This window comes from Allobrachymonas denitrificans DSM 15123, from assembly GCF_900110225.1.
Classification (GTDB): Bacteria; Pseudomonadota; Gammaproteobacteria; order Burkholderiales; family Burkholderiaceae_C; genus Brachymonas; species Brachymonas denitrificans.
This window is the reverse complement of the sequence record NZ_FOCW01000001.1, coordinates 810,651-827,635: the sequence shown is the minus strand read 5'-3', so window position 1 is coordinate 827,635 and position 16,985 is coordinate 810,651. Positions and strand designations below refer to the sequence as shown.

The following is a 16,985-nucleotide window of genomic DNA, read 5'->3' as shown; positions in this document are numbered from 1 at the left end:
TCACTTCCAGATGTTCCAGGAGGTTTGCATCCACACAGCGATCACGATCAGCCAGATCAGTGTCACGGGAATGAAGATCTTCCAGCCCAGACGCATGATCTGGTCATAGCGATAGCGCGGGAACGTGGCACGAATCCAGATGAACATGCTCACGACCACGAAGGTCTTCAGGCCCAGCCAGATCCAGCCGGGGATGAAGCTGAGGAATTCGAACGGAGGCAGCCAGCCGCCGAGGAACATGACCACGGCCAGCACCGAGAACAGGATCATGTTCGCGTATTCGGCCAGGAAGAAGATGGCAAAGCCCATGCCGGAGTACTCGACCATGTGGCCGGCCACAATCTCGGCCTCGCCTTCCACCACGTCGAAGGGGTGACGGTTGGTTTCGGCAACACCCGAGATCAGGTAGACCATGAAGATCGGCAGCAGTGGCAGCCAGTTCCAGGACAGCAGGTTCATGCCCTTGTCGGCGAACATGCCCTTGGCCTGCTCGGTCACGATGTCGCTCATGTTCATGCTGCCGGTGATCATCAGCACCACCACCAAGCAGAAGCCCATGGCGATTTCGTACGACACCATCTGTGCGGAAGCACGCAGCGCCCCCAGGAACGGGTACTTGGAGTTGGACGCCCAGCCGGCCATGATCACGCCGTAGACTTCCACGGAAGTGATGGTCATCACCAGCAGCAGGCCGGCGTTGATGTTGGCCAGAGCCACTTCGGGGCCGAAGGGAATCACCACCCAGGCAGCCAGCGCCGGCATGAAGGCCATGATCGGGCCGAGATAGTAGACCGCAGGGTTGGCACGATCCGGACGGATCACTTCCTTGGTCAGCAGCTTGAGGCCGTCGGCCATGGGCTGCAGCAGGCCCAGTGGGCCGACACGGTTGGGACCATGACGCACCTGCATGAAACCCAGCAGGCGACGCTCCCAGTAGGTCAGGTAGGCGACGGCAATCAGCAGCGGCAGCACCAGCACGACAATCTTGAGCAGCGCCCAGATCACCGGCCATACGATATTGCCCCACCAGGCAGCCTGGAACAGGCCCTGGCCGGCAGCGTTCAGAGCTTCAATCATGCGCTCACCTCCTGGCTAGGCTTGGCAGCACGGGCGTCGGCCGTGGCCTGCAGCGCAGGCGCGCGACGCACCAGGCTGTCGAGTTGGTAGATGCTGGCAGTCACCGGCTTGGTGCGTGCCTTGGCCACGACGATGGCAGCATCGGTACGGTTGTTCAGACGGGCTGCGTCGACAGTGGCGCTGTCACCACTGCGGTTCAGCGGCAGCGTGCCCATGACTTCCTGCGAGGTCTCGGCGGAGAAGCCGGAGAGCTGCAGCAGGCTGCCCAGCACGCGCAGCACTTTCCAGCCCGGACGGGTGTCGGCCAGCGGACGCACGACAGCATGGAAGCTCTGTGCGCGGCCTTCGGCGTTGACGAAGGTGCCGGAAGTCTCGGTGAAGGGGCTGATCGGCAGCAGCACGTCGCTGAAGGCCAGATTCGTCTTGAACGGGCTGAAGGTGACAACCATCTGTGCCTGGTTCAGGCTGGCCACGGCGGCACTGCCACCGGCACAGTCGAACTCGGGCTCCACGTTGAACAGCAGTGCGGCCTTCAGCGCGCCGCCTTCGGTCATGGCGCCTGCGTTCAGGCCGCCGGACTTCGGACGCGCACCAGCCAGCTGTGCACCAACGGTGTTGGCTGCCTCGGTCAGATAACCCCAGCTTGCGCCGGTTTCGGTCGCAATCCACTGTGCCAGCGCCAGCAGGCTGCCGGCCTGCTCGTGGTGCGCAGCGGCATTGCCCAGCAGCACGGCCTTGCGCTCGCCACCCAGCAGGGAAGCGGCAATGGCCTTGGCTGCCTCGGTGGCCTCGCCCTGTGCGGGAGCGACAACGCCCTTCTGCGCGGCCACGGCGGCGGCAATGTCCGCCAGGGACTGCGTCCACTCGGTTGCATCAGCTTCGAGCACCGTGTGCATCTTCATGGCCCAGTCCTGACGCTGTTCGACCAGCGCGGAAACCTGGGCGCCATGGCGGCTGGCCTGACGGATACGCTGCGCGAACAGCGGATGGTCCTTGCGCAGGTTGCTGCCGATGACCAGAACGCGCTGCAGCTTGCTCAGCGCAGCAATCGGCAGGCCAAGCCAGCGGATCTCGCTGCCAGCTGCAAATTCGGCATTGCGCAGGCGGTAGTCAATGTTGTCGCTGCCCAGACCACGCACCAGTTCACCGGCGAGCGTCAGCTCTTCGAGGGTGCTGTGCGGGCTGACCAAGGCGCCGATGCTGGAAGCGCCGTGCTCGTCCTTGATCTGCTTGAGGCCGTTGGCCACGTATTCGAGGGCGGTCTGCCAGTCCACTTCCTTCCAGCTGCCGCCCTGCTTGATCATGGGGGCAGTCAGGCGGTCGGTACCGTTGAGGGCTTCGTAGCTGAAGCGGTCACGGTCGGCAATCCAGCATTCGTTGACAGCCTCGTTCTCCAGCGGCACCACGCGCATGACGCGGTGGTTCTTCACCTGGACGATCAGGTTGGAGCCGGTCGAATCATGCGGAGCAACCGACTTGCGACGACCCAGTTCCCAGGTGCGGGCGCTGTAGCGGAACGGCTTGCTGGTGAGCGCACCGACCGGGCAGATGTCGATCATGTTGCCGGACAGCTCGGAATCCACCGTGGCGCCGACGAAGGTCTCGATCTCGGAGTGCTCGCCACGGTTGGACATGCCGAGTTCCATCTGGCCGGCGATTTCCTGGCCGAAACGGACGCAGCGCGTGCACTGGATGCAGCGCGTCATCTCTTCCATGGAGATCAGCGGGCCGACGTCCTTGGGCACGACCACGCGCTTCTCTTCTTCGTAGCGGGAGCCGCTGGAGCCATAGCCCACAGCCAGATCCTGCAGCTGGCACTCACCGCCCTGGTCGCAGATGGGGCAATCCAGCGGGTGGTTGATCAGCAGGAATTCCATCACGGACTGCTGCGCCTTGATGGCCTTGTCGCTCTTGGTGTGCACCACCATGCCCTGGGCCACAGGCGTTGCGCAAGCCGGAACCGGCTTGGGCATCTTCTCGACATCCACCAGACACATGCGGCAGTTGGCCGCAATGCTCAGCTTCTTGTGGTAGCAAAAATGCGGAATATAGGTACCGGCCTGCTCAGCCGCATGCATCAGCATGCTGCCTTCAGCAACCTCGACCTTTTGACCGTCCAGTTCGATTTCAACCATGGTGATCCACTTGTCAAATATATGCAGGCACCATGCAGGTCTTGTGCTCTACGTGGTATGCAAATTCGTCACGGAAATGCTTGAGCATGGCGCGCACAGGCATGGCGGCGGCGTCGCCCAGGGCGCAGATGGTGCGTCCCTGGATATTGCTGGCAACCGAGTCCAGCACGTCCATGTCCTGCGGACGGCCCTGGCCGTTCTCGATGCGCTCGACCATGCGCCACAGCCAGCCGGTACCTTCACGGCACGGCGTGCACTGGCCACAGGACTCGTGCATGTAGAAGTAGCTCAGGCGCTGCAGCGACTTGACCATGCAGCGGCTGTCGTCCATCACGATCACGGCGCCGGAGCCCAGCATGGAGCCGGCCTTGGCGATCGAGTCGTAGTCCATGGTGCAATCCATGATGATGTCGGCCGGCAGCACGGGCGAGGAAGATCCGCCAGGGATCACCGCCTTGAGCTTGCGACCGGTACGCACGCCGCCAGCCAGCTCAAGCAGCTTGGAGAACGGCGTTCCCATCGGGATTTCATAGTTGCCGGGCAGGTTGACGTCGCCCGACACCGAGAAGATCTTGGTGCCGCCGTTGTTCGGCTTGCCGCACTCCAGATACGCTTGGCCGCCGTTGCGGATGATCCACGGAACGGCTGCGAAGGTCTCGGTGTTGTTGATGGTGGTGGGCTTGCCGTACAGGCCGAAGCTGGCCGGGAACGGCGGCTTGAAGCGCGGCTGGCCCTTCTTGCCTTCCAGCGATTCGAGCAGCGCGGTTTCCTCGCCGCAGATGTAGGCGCCGAAACCATGGTGCGCGTGCAGCTGGAAGCTGAAATCGCTGCCCATGATCTTGTCGCCGAGATAGCCGGCGGCACGCGCCTCTTCCAGTGCGGCCTCGAAACGCTCGTAGACCTCGAAGATTTCGCCGTGGATGTAGTTGTAACCCACACTGATGCCCATGGCATAGGCAGCAATCGCCATGCCCTCGATCACGATGTGCGGGTTGAACATCAGGATGTCGCGGTCCTTGCAGGTACCCGGCTCGCCCTCGTCGGAGTTGCAGACGAGGAATTTCTGGCCCGGGAACTGGCGGGGCATGAAGCTCCACTTCAGGCCGGACGGGAAGCCGGCGCCGCCACGGCCGCGCAGCGCGGATTCCTTGACGGTGGCAATCACCTGGTCCTGGGTCATGGCTTCGCCGCCATCCTTGCCAAGGATCTTGCGCAGGGCCTGGTAGCCGCCACGCGCCTCGTAGTCCTTGAGGCTCCAGTTGCTGCCGTTCAGATCCTTGTAGATCTGCGGATCAATGTGACGGCCGTGAAAGCAGGTTTCATTGCCGGAAGACGCAAATTGCGCGAGAACGTTCGCTACAGACATCACTTGCCCTCCGCGGACTTCAGGCCGTCGACCAGCGCAGTCAGGCGCTCGACGGACATGTAGCTGCACATGGTGCGGTCGTTGACCAGCATCACCGGCGCATCGGCGCAGGCACCCAGGCATTCGCACTGCTGCAGTGTGAACTGGCCGTCGGCCGTGGTTTCGCCGGCGTGAATGCCCAGCTTTTCCTCGAGGAACTGCAGGGCTTTGCCGCCGTCGCGCAGCTGGCACGGCAGGTTGGTGCAGACGGCGAGCTTGTACTTGCCGACCGGCTGCTGGTTGTACATGTTGTAGAAGGTGGTGACTTCATGGACGGCCATCGGAGCCATTTCCAGGTAGTCGGCAATTTCCTTCTCGCTTTCGGGCGATACCCAGCCCTGCTCCTGCTGGACGATGGACAGGCAAGCCATGACCGCCGACTGCTTTTGCTCGGCCGGGTATTTCGCCACTTCCTTGGCGAAACGGGCTTTGGTTGCTTCAGAAATCATCGGTCAATCTCTCCAAACACAATGTCCAGCGTGCCAATGATGGCCACGGCGTCGGCCAGCATGTGGCCCTTGGACAGCTCATCCAGCGCAGCCAGGTGCACATATCCCGGCGGACGGATCTTCATGCGGTAGGGCTTGTTGGCGCCGTCGCTGACCATGTAGATGCCGAACTCGCCCTTCGGGTGCTCGACACCGGCATAGACCTCGCCCTCGGGAACGTGGAAGCCTTCGGTGAACAGCTTGAAGTGGTGGATCAGGTCCTCCATGTTGGTCTTCATGCCTTCACGGGACGGCGGCGCCACCTTGTTGTTGTCGGTGATGACCGGGCCGGGGTTGGCACGCAGCCAGTCCACGCACTGCTTGATGATGCGGTTGGACTCGCGCATTTCCTGCACGCGGCACAGGTAACGGTCGTAGCTGTCACCGGTGACGCCGACGGGCACGTCGAATTCGACCTTGTCGTAGGCATCGTAGGGCTGCGTCTTGCGCAGATCCCAAGCAATGCCGGAGCCGCGCAGCATCGGGCCACTCATGCCCAGGTTCAGGGCACGCTCGGGGGACAGCACGCCGATGCTGACGGTACGCTGTTTCCAGATGCGGTTGTTGGTGAGCAGGGTTTCGTACTCGTCCACGCATTTGGGGAAACGCTGCGTGAAGTCGTCGATGAAGTCGAGCAGCGAACCCTGACGAGCCGCATTGAGCTTTTCCATGGCCTTGCTGTTGCGCAGCTTGCTGGGCGCGTGCTGGGCCATGGTGTCGGGCAGGTCGCGATAGACGCCACCCGGACGGAAGTAGGCTGCGTGCATGCGGGCGCCGGAAACGGCCTCGTACATGTCCAGCAGGTCTTCCCGCTCGCGGAAGGTGTAGATCAGGATGGTGGAGCTGCCGCAGTCGTTGCCGTGCGAACCCAGCCACAGCAGGTGGTTCAGCAGGCGCGTGATTTCCGAGAACATCACGCGGATGTATTGCGCGCGGATCGGCACCTCGATGCCCAGCAGCTTCTCGACGGCCAGGCAGTAGGCGTGCTCGTTGCACATCATGGACATGTAGTCCAGACGGTCCATGTAGGGCAGTGCCTGGATGTAGGTCTTGTGCTCGGCCAGCTTTTCGGTGGCACGGTGCAGCAGGCCGATGTGCGGGTCGGCGCGTTGCACCACTTCGCCATCGAGCTCGAGCACGAGGCGCAGCACGCCGTGCGCTGCCGGGTGCTGCGGACCAAAGTTGAGCGTGTAGTTCTTGATTTCAGCCATAGATCATCCCCTGTCGCGGAAAGCGATCAGTGCAAGCCTCCATAGTTGTCTTCACGGATGATCCGCGGCGTGATTTCGCGCGGCTCGATGGAGACGGGTTCATACACCACGCGCTTCTGCTCGGGGTCGTAGCGCATCTCGACATGGCCGGAGAGCGGGAAATCCTTGCGGAACGGATGGCCGATGAAGCCGTAGTCGGTCAGGATACGACGCAGGTCGGGGTGACCCTCGAACACGATGCCGTACAGGTCGAAGGCTTCGCGCTCGAACCAGTTGGCGGCATTCCAGATGCCGTTGATGGAGTCGACCAGCGGGAAATCGTCGTCGGGCGCGAACACCTTCAGGCGCAGGCGCTGGTTCAGCGATACGGACAGCAGGTGCACCACGACGCAGAAGCGCGGGCCTTCCCAGACCTGCTGCTTGTAATCGGAGTAGTCGACCCCGCAGAGGTCGATCATGATCTCGAACTTGCAGCCATCGGCATCGCGCAGCTGGCGGCAGGCCTCGAGGTAGTTGGCGGCATCCACCTGGATGGTGAGTTCGCCACGATCAATGACGGAATGCTTGAGCTTGTCTCCCAGCACCGCAGACACGGTGTTGGCCAGCTCCTGAATATCAACAGCGTAGGCAGTCATGCGTTCTCCGGATCAGGCACGTGCAATGGTGTTGGTACGGCGGATCTTCTGCTGCAGCTGCATGATGCCGTAGATCAGCGCCTCGGCCGTGGGCGGGCAGCCCGGCACGTAGACATCGACCGGCACCACGCGATCACAACCGCGCACCACGGAGTAGCTGTAGTGGTAGTAGCCACCACCATTGGCACAGGAACCCATGGAAATCACCCAGCGCGGCTCGGCCATCTGGTCATAGACCTTGCGCAAGGCAGGCGCCATCTTGTTGCACAGGGTACCGGCCACGATCATCAGGTCGGACTGGCGCGGGCTGGCACGGAACACTTCCGCACCAAAGCGCGCCAGGTCGTAGCGCGCAGCAGCGGCGTGCATCATCTCGACGGCGCAGCAGGCCAGACCGAAGGTCATGGGCCAGACAGAACCGGTTTTGGCCCAGTTCGCCACCGCGTCGTAGCTGGTGGTGATGAAGCCTTCTTTGAATACACCTTCAAGCGACATGCAACTCTCCAATCAATTCCCGCAGGAGCGCAGCATGCCGCCCCCGACATTCAGGAACTTGTGCTTATTCCCAATCCAGGGCGCCTTTTTTCCATTCGTAGATGAAGCCCACGACGAGGATGCCCAGGAAAATCATGACGGACCAGAAGGCCACCGGACCCAGTTGCTTGTAGGCAGCAGCCCAGGGAAACAGGAAGGCCACTTCCAGGTCGAAAAGAATGAACAGGATGGCGACGAGGTAGTAGCGCACATCGAACTTCATGCGCGCGTCTTCAAAGGCCTCGAAGCCGCATTCGTAGGGGGAGTTCTTGGCGGGATACGGACGGTTCGGACCAAGCGCCGAACCAAGACCCAGGGTCACTGCACCGGCAACAAGGCCGACCAGGATGAACAGGAGAACGGGGAGATAAAGTGCAAGATCCATCTTTGTTACGTTTGTAATGGTTTGGCGCAGAGCCAAAGATGTTTCTGGTGCCGTCGGCGAGACTCGAACTCGCACAGCTTTCGCCACTACCCCCTCAAGATAGCGTGTCTACCAATTTCACCACGACGGCAATCGTGTCCCGCCCGGAGCCGGCTGAGACTGATTCTTAGCGCTCCGGATCAGCCCTGCATTGTAACCATAAACAACTTAGCCGACGCTTACAACGCAGGTTTTTTGTGCCCGCCAGACGCATTGCACGCCCGGCATTTCGCTTAGCGGGAAGCGGCTGCGGCGGGGGCTACCGGAGCAGGCTGGGAAGCAGGAACAGCGGCGCTTGCGGGCGCCACGGCGGCGGCCGGCTGCTGTCCGGGAATCAGTGCGGCAGGACCGGTTGCAGGGGCTGCAGCGGACGCCGGAGCAGAGGCCGGCGCGGTAACGGCAGCCGGAGCCACCATGCCGCTCAGCACGCTGCCGGAGCCACCGGTGTTGCGCAGGTTGCCGAAGTACGCCAGAACCAGCGTGGCGACGAAGAAGATCGTGGCCAGTACGGCCGTGGTGCGCGACAGGAAGTTGGCGCTGCCGGAAGCGCCGAACAGGCTGCCGGAGGCGCCGCTGCCAAATGCGGCACCCATGTCCGCACCCTTGCCGTGCTGAACCAGGATCAGGCCGATCATGGCCAGTGCCGACAGCACCTGCACGACCAGCAGAAGGTTGAGAAGAAAAGTCATTGTGTTGTTGCCAGAGAGAAGAGGACGCGGCAGCGCACTGCCGCAAAACCTGTCATTTTATTGCGCAGCAGCAATGATGGCGAGGAAATCGGCCGCCTTCAGGGAAGCGCCGCCAATCAGGCCACCATCGATGTCGGGTTGCGCCAACAGCGCAGCCGCATTGCCGGCATTCATGCTGCCGCCGTACAGCAGACGGATCTTGTCCGCGTGTTCGGTAGCTGCGCGCAGCTGCGTGCGCAGCACGCCATGCACTTCCTGCGCCTGTTCGGGCGTAGCCGTCTTGCCGGTGCCGATGGCCCAGACCGGCTCGTAAGCGACCACGATCTCGCTGATGCAGTGGCCCACCAGGTGGATCACGGCCGCGAGCTGGCGCTTGACGATGAACTCGGTCATGCCCTCCTCGCGCTCGCGCAGGGTTTCACCCACGCAGACGATGGGAGTGATGCCGGCTTCGAGCGCACGCTCGGCCTTGATGGCGACGTGCGTGTCGCTCTCGGCCTGATGCAGGCGGCGTTCGCTGTGGCCGACGATGGCGTAGCGGATGCCGAATTCCTTCAGCATGGTGGCAGACACGTCGCCGGTATAGGCGCCGGACTCGTGAGAAGAGACGTTCTGCGAGCCCATGACGATGGTGTCCTGGCCAGCCAACAGGCCCTGGACCTGCTGGAAGTACGGGCTGGGCACGCAGATGGCGACATCGCATGCCGGGGCGCCGATACCGGCACGCAGTTCATTCACCAGCGTTTCGTTGCCTGCCAGACTGGCGTTCATTTTCCAGTTGCCAGCGATCAGTTTTTTCATTGTGAGCCTCCGTTACCAGGTCAATACGATTTTGCCAATGTGTTGGTTGCTTTCCATCAGGGCATGGGCCTCGGCCGCCTGTGCTGCCGGAAAGGTGCGGTAGATGACCGGCGCAATGGCGCCGCTTTCCACCAGCGGCCACACCTTCTCGCGCAGTGCACGCGCAATGGCGGCCTTGAAGGCCACCGGACGCGGACGCAGCGTGGAACCGGTGATGGTCAGGCGGCGGCGCAGCACCTGACCGGCATTGAAGCCGGATTTGGTGCCGCCCTGGATGGCGATGATGACGATGCGGCCATCATCGGCCAGACACTCGACTTCGCGCGCGATGTAGTCGCCGGCCACCATGTCCAGCACCACGTCGACGCCCTTGCCGCCGGTCAGGCGCTTGGCCTCCTCGACGAAGTCGTGGGTCTTGTAGTTGATGGCGTGGTCGGCGCCGAGCTTGACGCAGGCCTCGCACTTGTCATCGCTGCCGGCAGTGACGATCACCCTGGCACCCAGCGCCTTGGCCATCTGGATGGCGGTGACGCCGATGCCGCTGCTGCCGCCCTGCACCAGCAGGGTTTCACCAGGCTGCAGCCGCGCGCGATCGAACACGTTGCTCCAGACGGTGAAGAAGGTTTCGGGCAGGCTGGCCGCCTGCACCATGTCCAGGCCGGTGGGCACCGGCAGGCACTGGGCCGCAGGCGCCACGCACAGCTCGGCATAGCCGCCACCGGCCACCAGGGCGCACACCTTGTCGCCCAGCTGCAGGCCTGCCTCAGCCATGGCCTCGGTGTCACCGGCGACGATTTCGCCCGCAACCTCGAGACCGGGGAGCTCGGAAGCGCCCGGCGGCACCGGGTAGTGGCCCTTGCGCTGCAGCACGTCGGGGCGGTTGATGCCCGACGCCGCGACGCGTATCAGCACCTCGCCGCTGCCTGCCACCGGATCGGGGCAGGTAGTGAGCTGCAGCATCTCGGGCGCGCCGTAGGCCTGGATGGCAATGGCTTGCATGACTGCCCTGCCCCGCTTACTGCTGCTGTTGTTGCTGCTGGTCTGCGGAAGGACGGCCGTTGCCGTTGCGCTCGCCACGCTCTGCACGCTCGGGACGGTCGCCACGCTCACCGCGCTCGGCACGCTCCGGACGCTCCAGCAGCGCCTTCATGGACAGCTTGATGCGGCCCTTGTCGTCGGTTTCCAGCGCCTTGACCTTGACGATCTGGCCTTCGCTCAGGTAGTCGGAGACCTTCTCGACGCGCTCATGGGCGATCTGGCTGATGTGCAGCAGACCGTCCTTGCCAGGCAGCACGTTGATCAGTGCACCGAAGTCCAGCATCTTGACGACCGGGCCTTCGTAGATCTTGCCGACTTCGACTTCGGCGGTGATCTCTTCGATGCGGCGCTTGGCTTCTTCGGCCTTGGCGTTGTCGTTGCTGGCGATGGTGATGGTACCGTCTTCGGCGATATCGATCTGGGTGCCGGTGTCTTCCGTCAGCTGGCGGATGGTGGCGCCGCCCTTGCCGATCACGTCACGGATCTTCTCGGGGTTGATCTTCATCGTGAACAGGCGCGGAGCGAACTGGGAGATCTCGGCCTTGGCCTCGCCCATGGCGTCCTGCATCTTGCCCAGGATGTGCATGCGCGCTTCCTTGGCCTGGGCCAGGGCGACCTGCATGATTTCCTTGGTGATGCCCTGGATCTTGATGTCCATCTGCAGGGCGGTGATGCCGTCGGCAGTGCCGGCCACCTTGAAGTCCATGTCGCCCAGGTGATCCTCGTCACCCAGGATGTCGGTCAGCACGGCGAAACGGTTGTCTTCCTTGATCAGGCCCATGGCGATACCGGCCACGTGCGCCTTCAGCGGCACGCCGGCGTCCATCATGGACAGGCAGCCACCGCAGACGGAAGCCATGGAGGAGGAACCGTTCGATTCGGTGATCTCGGACACCACGCGGATGGTGTAGGGGAATTCTTCCTTGCTCGGCAGCACGGCAGCCAGGGCGCGCTTGGCCAGACGGCCGTGGCCCACTTCGCGGCGCTTGGTGGAGCCCATGCGGCCCACTTCACCGGTGGCGAAGGGAGGCATGTTGTAGTGCAGCAGGAAGCGGTCTTCGTACTCGCCGGCCAGCGCGTCGATGCGCTGGGCATCACGCTCGGTGCCCAGCGTGGACACCACCAGCGCCTGGGTTTCGCCACGCGTGAACAGGGCGGAACCGTGGGTGCGCGGCAGCACGCCGTTGCGGATCTCGATCGGGCGCACGGTGCGCGTGTCGCGGCCGTCGATGCGCGGCTCGCCGGACAGTATCTGGCTGCGCACGATGCGGGCTTCGGCATCGAACAGCAGGTTGTCGACCTTGACGGCGTCGAACTCGACGCCCTGCTCGGTCAGCTCGGCCTTGACGGCAGCGTAGGCTTCACGGCAGGCTTGCGTACGGGCCTGCTTGCTGCGGATCTGGTAGGCAGCGCGCAGCTTGTCTTCGGCCAGGCCGTTGACCTTGGCGATGAACTCCTCATCCTTGGCTTCGGGCTGCCAGTCCCACACGGGCTTGCCGGCGTCGCGCACCAGCTCATGGATGGCGTTGATGGCGATCTGGCCCTGCTCGTGGCCGAACACCACGCCACCCAGCATGATTTCTTCGGACAGTTGCTGCGCTTCGGATTCGACCATCAGCACGGCAGCTTCGGTGCCGGCAACGACCAGATCCATCTGGCTGTCCTTGCGCTGGGTCTGGCCCGGGTTGAGCACGTATTCGCCATTGATGTAGCCAACGCGGGCGGCACCGATGGGGCCGTTGAACGGGATGCCGGAAATGGCCAGGGCCGCGCTCACGCCGATCATGGCGGCGATGTCTGCGTCCACCTCGGGGTTGAGCGACACGGTATGGATAACCACGTGCACTTCGTTGTAGAAGCCTTCGGGGAACAGCGGGCGGATCGGACGGTCGATCAGGCGGCTGGTCAGGGTTTCCAGTTCGCTGGGCTTGGCTTCACGCTTGAAGAAGCTGCCGGGGATCTTGCCGGCGGCGTAGGTTTTCTCGATGTAGTCGACGGTCAGGGGGAAGAAGTCCTGGCCGGGCTTGGCGCTCTTGGAAGCGGCCACGGTGGCGAGCACGACGGTGTCGTCGATGTTGACGAGCACGGCGCCGGCGGCCTGGCGGGCGATTTCACCGGTTTCGAGGGTGACGGTGTGCTGGCCCCACTGGAAGGTCTTGGTGACTTTGTTGAAAATGGACATGGTTTATCTCCGGGATGGAGCTTCTTGCAGCACACGATGCCATTCCAGCAGAACCCTGCTCCGGGCAGGATGTTGGTGGAATGACACAGCTTCGCGCGCAATATCTCCGGGTTGAAAAACAAAAACGCCTGAGGGAAGGATTCTCTCAGGCGTTCTGCATGCGATGCCTGCTTACTTGCGCAGACCCAGCTTGGCGATCAGGGCCAGGTAGCGGTCAGCGTCCTTGGACTTCAGGTAGTCCAGCAGCTTGCGGCGGCGGCTCACCATGCGCAGCAGGCCGCGACGGCCGTGGTGGTCCTTGGCGTGCGTCTTGAAGTGCGGGGTGAGTTCGTTGATGCGTGCGGTCAGCAGCGCAACTTGTACTTCGGGGCTGCCAGTGTCATTGGCGGCGCGGGCGTTATCCTTGATAACGGCAACTTTATCGACCATTTTGGATTTCCTTGAGGGTATTTGACTTGCGCTGCGGGCCGGACTACCTGCAGCGTGCGCTCCGCCGCGCTGGCAAACCAGTACGGAACAGAACCGGGTGATTATAGCGGGGAGTTGGCTGGTTGACTAGTGGGTGCGTTCCCCCGGGCGGATCGCGGATAAAATGAATACCAAATTGTTCATTTTTCCACCATGCTCCGCACCAGAATTTGCATACTCGCCGCCCTGCTGTCCGTTCTTGCCGCGTCGCCGGTGCTTGCGCTGGAGGCTGCCTCGCCTGCCGGCGACAAGGCCACTTCCGCTCCGGTGCGCAAAGCGGCGTCCACGGCCACCTCTGCGCCTCCGACCTCTGCCCGGGGACGCGTTGTGATCATCCGCGGTAACGAAGAAAGCGCCGCAGCACGCGAACGTCGGCTGAAGCGCGAGTGTCGGGGACGCCCCAATGCCGGAGCCTGTCTGGGCTTCGCCTCCTGACGCGCGCGCCCTGCTTCATCCTTGCGTCGCAGCGTGGGCTCGCCACTTGAGCGGGCCATTCAGGCTTCGAACTGCTGCAGATCCCAGCGTGGGCGCACATCGAAGGCGTAATCCTTGCGTGCCTGCGCCTTGCCGGCCTGCAGTCGCATGGCGGCGGCCAGCGCAATCATGGCGCCATTGTCCGTGCACAGGTGCAGCTCGGGATAGTGCACACGCACACCGCGCTTGGCACAGGCTGCATTGAGCTCCTGGCGCAGCGAGGCGTTGGCCCCCACCCCGCCCGCGACAACCAGCCGCTTCATGCCGGTGGCATCCAGCGCCTTGAGCGCCTTCTTGACCAGCACCTCCACAATGGCTGCCTGGGTGCTGGCCGCCAGATCGGCCCATACCTGGTCGCAAGGCTGGCCACCCAGCTTTTTCACCTGCGTGAGCACGGCGGTCTTGAGGCCGGCAAAGGAGAAATCGAGGTCTCCACTGTGCAGCAACGGACGCGGCAACTTGTAGGCCTGTGCGTCACCGAATTCGGCCAGCCGCGAGAGCGCAGGCCCACCCGGGTAACCCAGTCCCATCAGCTTGGCAGACTTGTCGAAGGCTTCGCCGGCGGCATCGTCGATGGTTTCCCCGAGCAGGGTATAGCGGCCTACGCCGTCCACCTGCATCAGTTGCGTGTGGCCACCTGACACCAGCAGCGCGACGAACGGGAATTCGGGCGGATCGGCACTGAGGAAGGGGGACAGCAGATGGCCCTCGAGGTGGTGCACCGGCAACACCGGCTTGTCCAGTGCTGCGGCGAGGCTGCAGGCCACGCCGGCACCCACCAGCAGGGCACCGGCCAGACCCGGACCTTGCGTGTAGGCGATCACGTTCAGCTGCTCCAGCGTGCGGCCGCCCTGCTCCAGCACCTGCCGGGCAAGCGGAATGACGCGACGGATATGGTCGCGGCTGGCGAGTTCTGGCACCACGCCGCCATAGGCGCGGTGCATGTCGATCTGGCTGTGCAGGGCATGGGCAAGCAACTGTGGTTGCGCCAGCGAGCCGCCCACCTCGACCAGTGCGACGCCGGTTTCGTCGCAGGAAGACTCGATGCCGAGGACCAGCGTGGAAGAATGGGAGGAAATTTGCATCAGACCGCCATTGTGCCGCGAGATGGCCTCAGGCATCCAGCAAGACGGTACGCAAGGTCGGCCAACGACATGACCATCAGCGAGGGGATTCGTGCTGCCCATGTTCCTGTTTCCGACATTTCTTCCCTGACAATACCCCCATGCATGAATCCCTGATCCCCTATCTGAAAGGCATTGGCCGCGGCAAGGAAGGCGCGCGGCCGATGACCCGCGAGGAAGCTCGCGACGCCTGGCAACTGCTGCTGCAGGATCCGCACGATGACATGGCAGTGGGCGCCTTTCTGCTCGCCATGCGGGTGAAGGGCGAGACCCGGGAAGAAATGGCGGGGTTTCTGGATGCCACCCATGCCGACCTGCGCCGGCCTGACCTGACGGAAGATGGCCGCTTTGTGGTGGTGATTCCGAGCTATAACGGTGCGCGCAAGCTGCCCCTGCTGACGCCCTTGCTGGCCTGGCTGCTGGCGCGGGAGGGCCTGCAGGTGCTGATGCATGGTCATCCGACCGAGGACGGACGCGTGACGGTGCCGCAGGTGCTGGAGCCTCTGCGGGCACTGCTGCCTGCGCGGAGTGATGATCCGGTCTGGCTGGATACGGCCACGCTGAGCCCCGGTCTGGCGCGCATTCTGGATGCACGCCGTCGTATGGGACTGCGCAATTCGGCACACAGCCTCGTCAAGCTGATGAACCCGCTGCAGAACACCCCGCAGCAGGCACGCAGCCTGGTGATCGGCAGCTACACCCATCCGGAATATGCGGTTTCCATGGCCGACACCATCGCCCTGATGCAAGGCAACGCCCTGCTGCTGCGCGGCACCGAAGGGGAAGTGGTGGCGGATGCGCGGCGCCTGCGTCAGCTTGATGGCTATGTGCGCGGCGAGCCGGTGCGGCTGGCAGATGCGCAGGCAGGCAGCCTGACCGAATTGCCGCAGATTCCGGAAACCACCGACCCGGTCGCGACCGCCCGGTACATTGCCGATGTGCTGGCCGGAAAGCGTCCGGTGCCCGGCCCGATCGCCCGGCAGGTGGAAGCCGTACAAACTCTCGCAGCACAGGTTGACGCATGAGCACCGCAACATTCGATGCCGTGATCATCGGCGCTGGCGCGGCCGGACTGTTCTGCGCGGCCCAGGCTGCGCAGCGCGGCGTGAAAGTGCTGCTGCTGGACCATGCCGCCAAGCTGGCCGAGAAAATCCGCATCAGCGGCGGCGGGCGCTGCAACTTCACCAATGTGAACGCAGGGCCGGCCAACTACCTGAGCCAGAACCCGCATTTCTGCCGCAGCGCCCTCTCGCGCTACACGGCGCAGGATTTCATGGAACTGGTGCAGCGGCACGGCATCACCTTTCATGAGAAGCACAAGGGCCAACTGTTCTGCGACCGTTCTGCCGGCGACATCATCGACATGCTGCTGCGCGAGTGCGAGGCGGCGGGCGTGACGCGCTGGCAACCCTGCGGCGTGCAATCGCTTGCGCATGATGCCGCGCAGGGGCACTACGTGTTGCAGACTGCGCGCGGCGAAGTGCATGCGTCCAGCGTGGTGCTGGCCTGCGGAGGGTTGTCGATCCCCAAGATTGGCGCCACCGATCTGGCCTGGCGACTGGCAGAACAGTTCGGGCTGCGCACCGTGCCGCCCCGCCCCGGGCTGGTTCCGCTGACCTTCGATGCCACCGCGTGGCAGCCGTTTGCTGCCCTGGCCGGTGTTTCACTTCCGGTAGAGATCAGCGTCGAAGTACAACAGGGCAAACGCAAGCAGCGCGTGCGCTTCAACGAGGATTTGCTGTTTACGCACCGCGGCCTGAGCGGGCCAGCCATCCTGCAGATCTCGAACTACTGGCTGGAGGGCCAGCCGCTGCAGATCAACCTGATTCCGGACGCAGACAGCGCCCTGCCGGATGCGCCACAGCGTGAACCCCTGCTGGACCTGCTGATGGCGGCCAAGGCACGCGGGTCACGCAAGCTGGTAGCGAACGAAATCGGGCATTACCTGCCCTCACGACTGCTGGAACACTGGATGAGCAGCCATCCTGGCTGCCAGCGCCCGTTGGCCGAAACCGCAGACAGGGCCTTGCAGCAGCTGTGCCAGAGCCTGCAGCAGTGGCACATCACGCCGAATGGCAGCGAGGGTTATGCCAAGGCGGAAGTGACGCTGGGCGGCATTGATACGCGCGATGTCTCGTCACAGACCATGGAAACGCGGCAACCCGGTCTGTACGTGATTGGCGAGGCGGTGGACGTGACAGGCTGGCTGGGCGGCTACAACTTCCAGTGGGCCTGGGCCAGCGCACATGCGTGTGCGGAAGCATTGGCTGGCTGAACCGCAGGTACTTCGTTCGCGCGGC

General features: G+C 63.5%; 16 protein-coding genes and 1 tRNA gene. 2 read left to right on the top strand and 15 right to left on the bottom strand.

Features of this window, described 5'->3' with window-relative positions:
• The 15 genes from nuoH to tsaD all read right to left on the bottom strand — a co-directional run bounded on the left by nuoH (position 1) and on the right by tsaD (position 14,646).
• On the bottom strand, positions 1-1,077 hold the full coding sequence (gene nuoH, locus BMW28_RS03770) for an NADH-quinone oxidoreductase subunit NuoH (RefSeq protein ID WP_091814026.1): 1,077 nt from the start codon (positions 1,075-1,077) through the stop codon (positions 1-3).
• Positions 1,074-3,212, bottom strand: coding sequence for an NADH-quinone oxidoreductase subunit NuoG (nuoG, locus tag BMW28_RS03765; protein ID WP_091814023.1), 2,139 nt, complete (start codon positions 3,210-3,212; stop codon positions 1,074-1,076). The genes nuoH and nuoG overlap by 4 nt, the downstream gene beginning before the upstream one ends.
• 13 nt (positions 3,213-3,225) lie before the next feature.
• The gene (gene nuoF, locus BMW28_RS03760; RefSeq protein ID WP_091814021.1) at positions 3,226-4,578 is read right to left on the bottom strand and encodes an NADH-quinone oxidoreductase subunit NuoF; all 1,353 of its coding nucleotides are present in this window, start codon (positions 4,576-4,578) and stop codon (positions 3,226-3,228) included.
• Positions 4,578-5,066: an NADH-quinone oxidoreductase subunit NuoE gene (nuoE, locus tag BMW28_RS03755; RefSeq protein ID WP_091814018.1), complete on the bottom strand. Its 489-nt coding sequence runs from the start codon at positions 5,064-5,066 to the stop codon at positions 4,578-4,580. The genes nuoF and nuoE overlap by 1 nt, the downstream gene beginning before the upstream one ends.
• Positions 5,063-6,316: an NADH-quinone oxidoreductase subunit D gene (locus BMW28_RS03750; RefSeq protein ID WP_091814016.1), complete on the bottom strand. Its 1,254-nt coding sequence runs from the start codon at positions 6,314-6,316 to the stop codon at positions 5,063-5,065. The genes nuoE and BMW28_RS03750 overlap by 4 nt, the downstream gene beginning before the upstream one ends.
• Positions 6,317-6,342: 26 nt before the next feature.
• Positions 6,343-6,951, bottom strand: coding sequence for an NADH-quinone oxidoreductase subunit C (locus tag BMW28_RS03745; protein ID WP_091814014.1), 609 nt, complete (start codon positions 6,949-6,951; stop codon positions 6,343-6,345).
• Positions 6,952-6,963: 12 nt separating this feature from the next.
• Positions 6,964-7,446 carry a NuoB/complex I 20 kDa subunit family protein gene (locus BMW28_RS03740; protein WP_091814011.1) on the bottom strand — a complete coding sequence of 161 codons (483 nt, stop codon included), beginning with the start codon at positions 7,444-7,446 and terminating at the stop codon, positions 6,964-6,966.
• A 64-nt stretch (positions 7,447-7,510) separates the two neighbouring features.
• Complete coding sequence (locus BMW28_RS03735; protein WP_091814009.1) at positions 7,511-7,870, bottom strand: NADH-quinone oxidoreductase subunit A; 360 nt, start codon at positions 7,868-7,870, stop codon at positions 7,511-7,513.
• A gap of 45 nt (positions 7,871-7,915) precedes the next feature.
• Positions 7,916-8,000: transfer RNA gene (locus BMW28_RS03730), tRNA-Leu, on the bottom strand.
• A 142-nt stretch (positions 8,001-8,142) separates the two neighbouring features.
• Complete coding sequence (secG, locus tag BMW28_RS03725) at positions 8,143-8,598, bottom strand: preprotein translocase subunit SecG (protein ID WP_091814006.1); 456 nt, start codon at positions 8,596-8,598, stop codon at positions 8,143-8,145.
• Positions 8,599-8,655: 57 nt separating this feature from the next.
• On the bottom strand, positions 8,656-9,399 hold the full coding sequence (gene tpiA, locus BMW28_RS03720; protein ID WP_091814004.1) for a triose-phosphate isomerase: 744 nt from the start codon (positions 9,397-9,399) through the stop codon (positions 8,656-8,658).
• Positions 9,400-9,411: 12 nt separating this feature from the next.
• A complete protein-coding gene (locus BMW28_RS03715; RefSeq protein ID WP_091814001.1) occupies positions 9,412-10,398 on the bottom strand; it encodes an NAD(P)H-quinone oxidoreductase in 987 nt (328 codons plus the stop codon).
• Between the two features lie 16 nt (positions 10,399-10,414).
• Positions 10,415-12,619 (bottom strand): polyribonucleotide nucleotidyltransferase, encoded by a 2,205-nt coding sequence (gene pnp, locus BMW28_RS03710; RefSeq protein WP_091813998.1) that lies wholly within the window; start codon positions 12,617-12,619, stop codon positions 10,415-10,417.
• A 171-nt stretch (positions 12,620-12,790) separates the two neighbouring features.
• Complete coding sequence (gene rpsO, locus BMW28_RS03705) at positions 12,791-13,048, bottom strand: 30S ribosomal protein S15 (RefSeq protein WP_091813995.1); 258 nt, start codon at positions 13,046-13,048, stop codon at positions 12,791-12,793.
• A 533-nt stretch (positions 13,049-13,581) separates the two neighbouring features.
• Positions 13,582-14,646: a tRNA (adenosine(37)-N6)-threonylcarbamoyltransferase complex transferase subunit TsaD gene (tsaD, locus tag BMW28_RS03695; protein ID WP_091815453.1), complete on the bottom strand. Its 1,065-nt coding sequence runs from the start codon at positions 14,644-14,646 to the stop codon at positions 13,582-13,584.
• A gap of 140 nt (positions 14,647-14,786) precedes the next feature.
• Between tsaD and ybiB the strand changes: the two genes are divergently transcribed.
• Together ybiB and BMW28_RS03685 are read left to right on the top strand one after the other, a co-directional pair.
• Positions 14,787-15,710 (top strand): DNA-binding protein YbiB, encoded by a 924-nt coding sequence (gene ybiB / locus BMW28_RS03690; protein WP_091813989.1) that lies wholly within the window; start codon positions 14,787-14,789, stop codon positions 15,708-15,710.
• Positions 15,707-16,960 carry a BaiN/RdsA family NAD(P)/FAD-dependent oxidoreductase gene (locus tag BMW28_RS03685; protein WP_091813987.1) on the top strand — a complete coding sequence of 418 codons (1,254 nt, stop codon included), beginning with the start codon at positions 15,707-15,709 and terminating at the stop codon, positions 16,958-16,960. Before ybiB ends, BMW28_RS03685 begins: the two co-directional genes overlap by 4 nt.
• Positions 16,961-16,985: the final 25 nt, after the last annotated feature.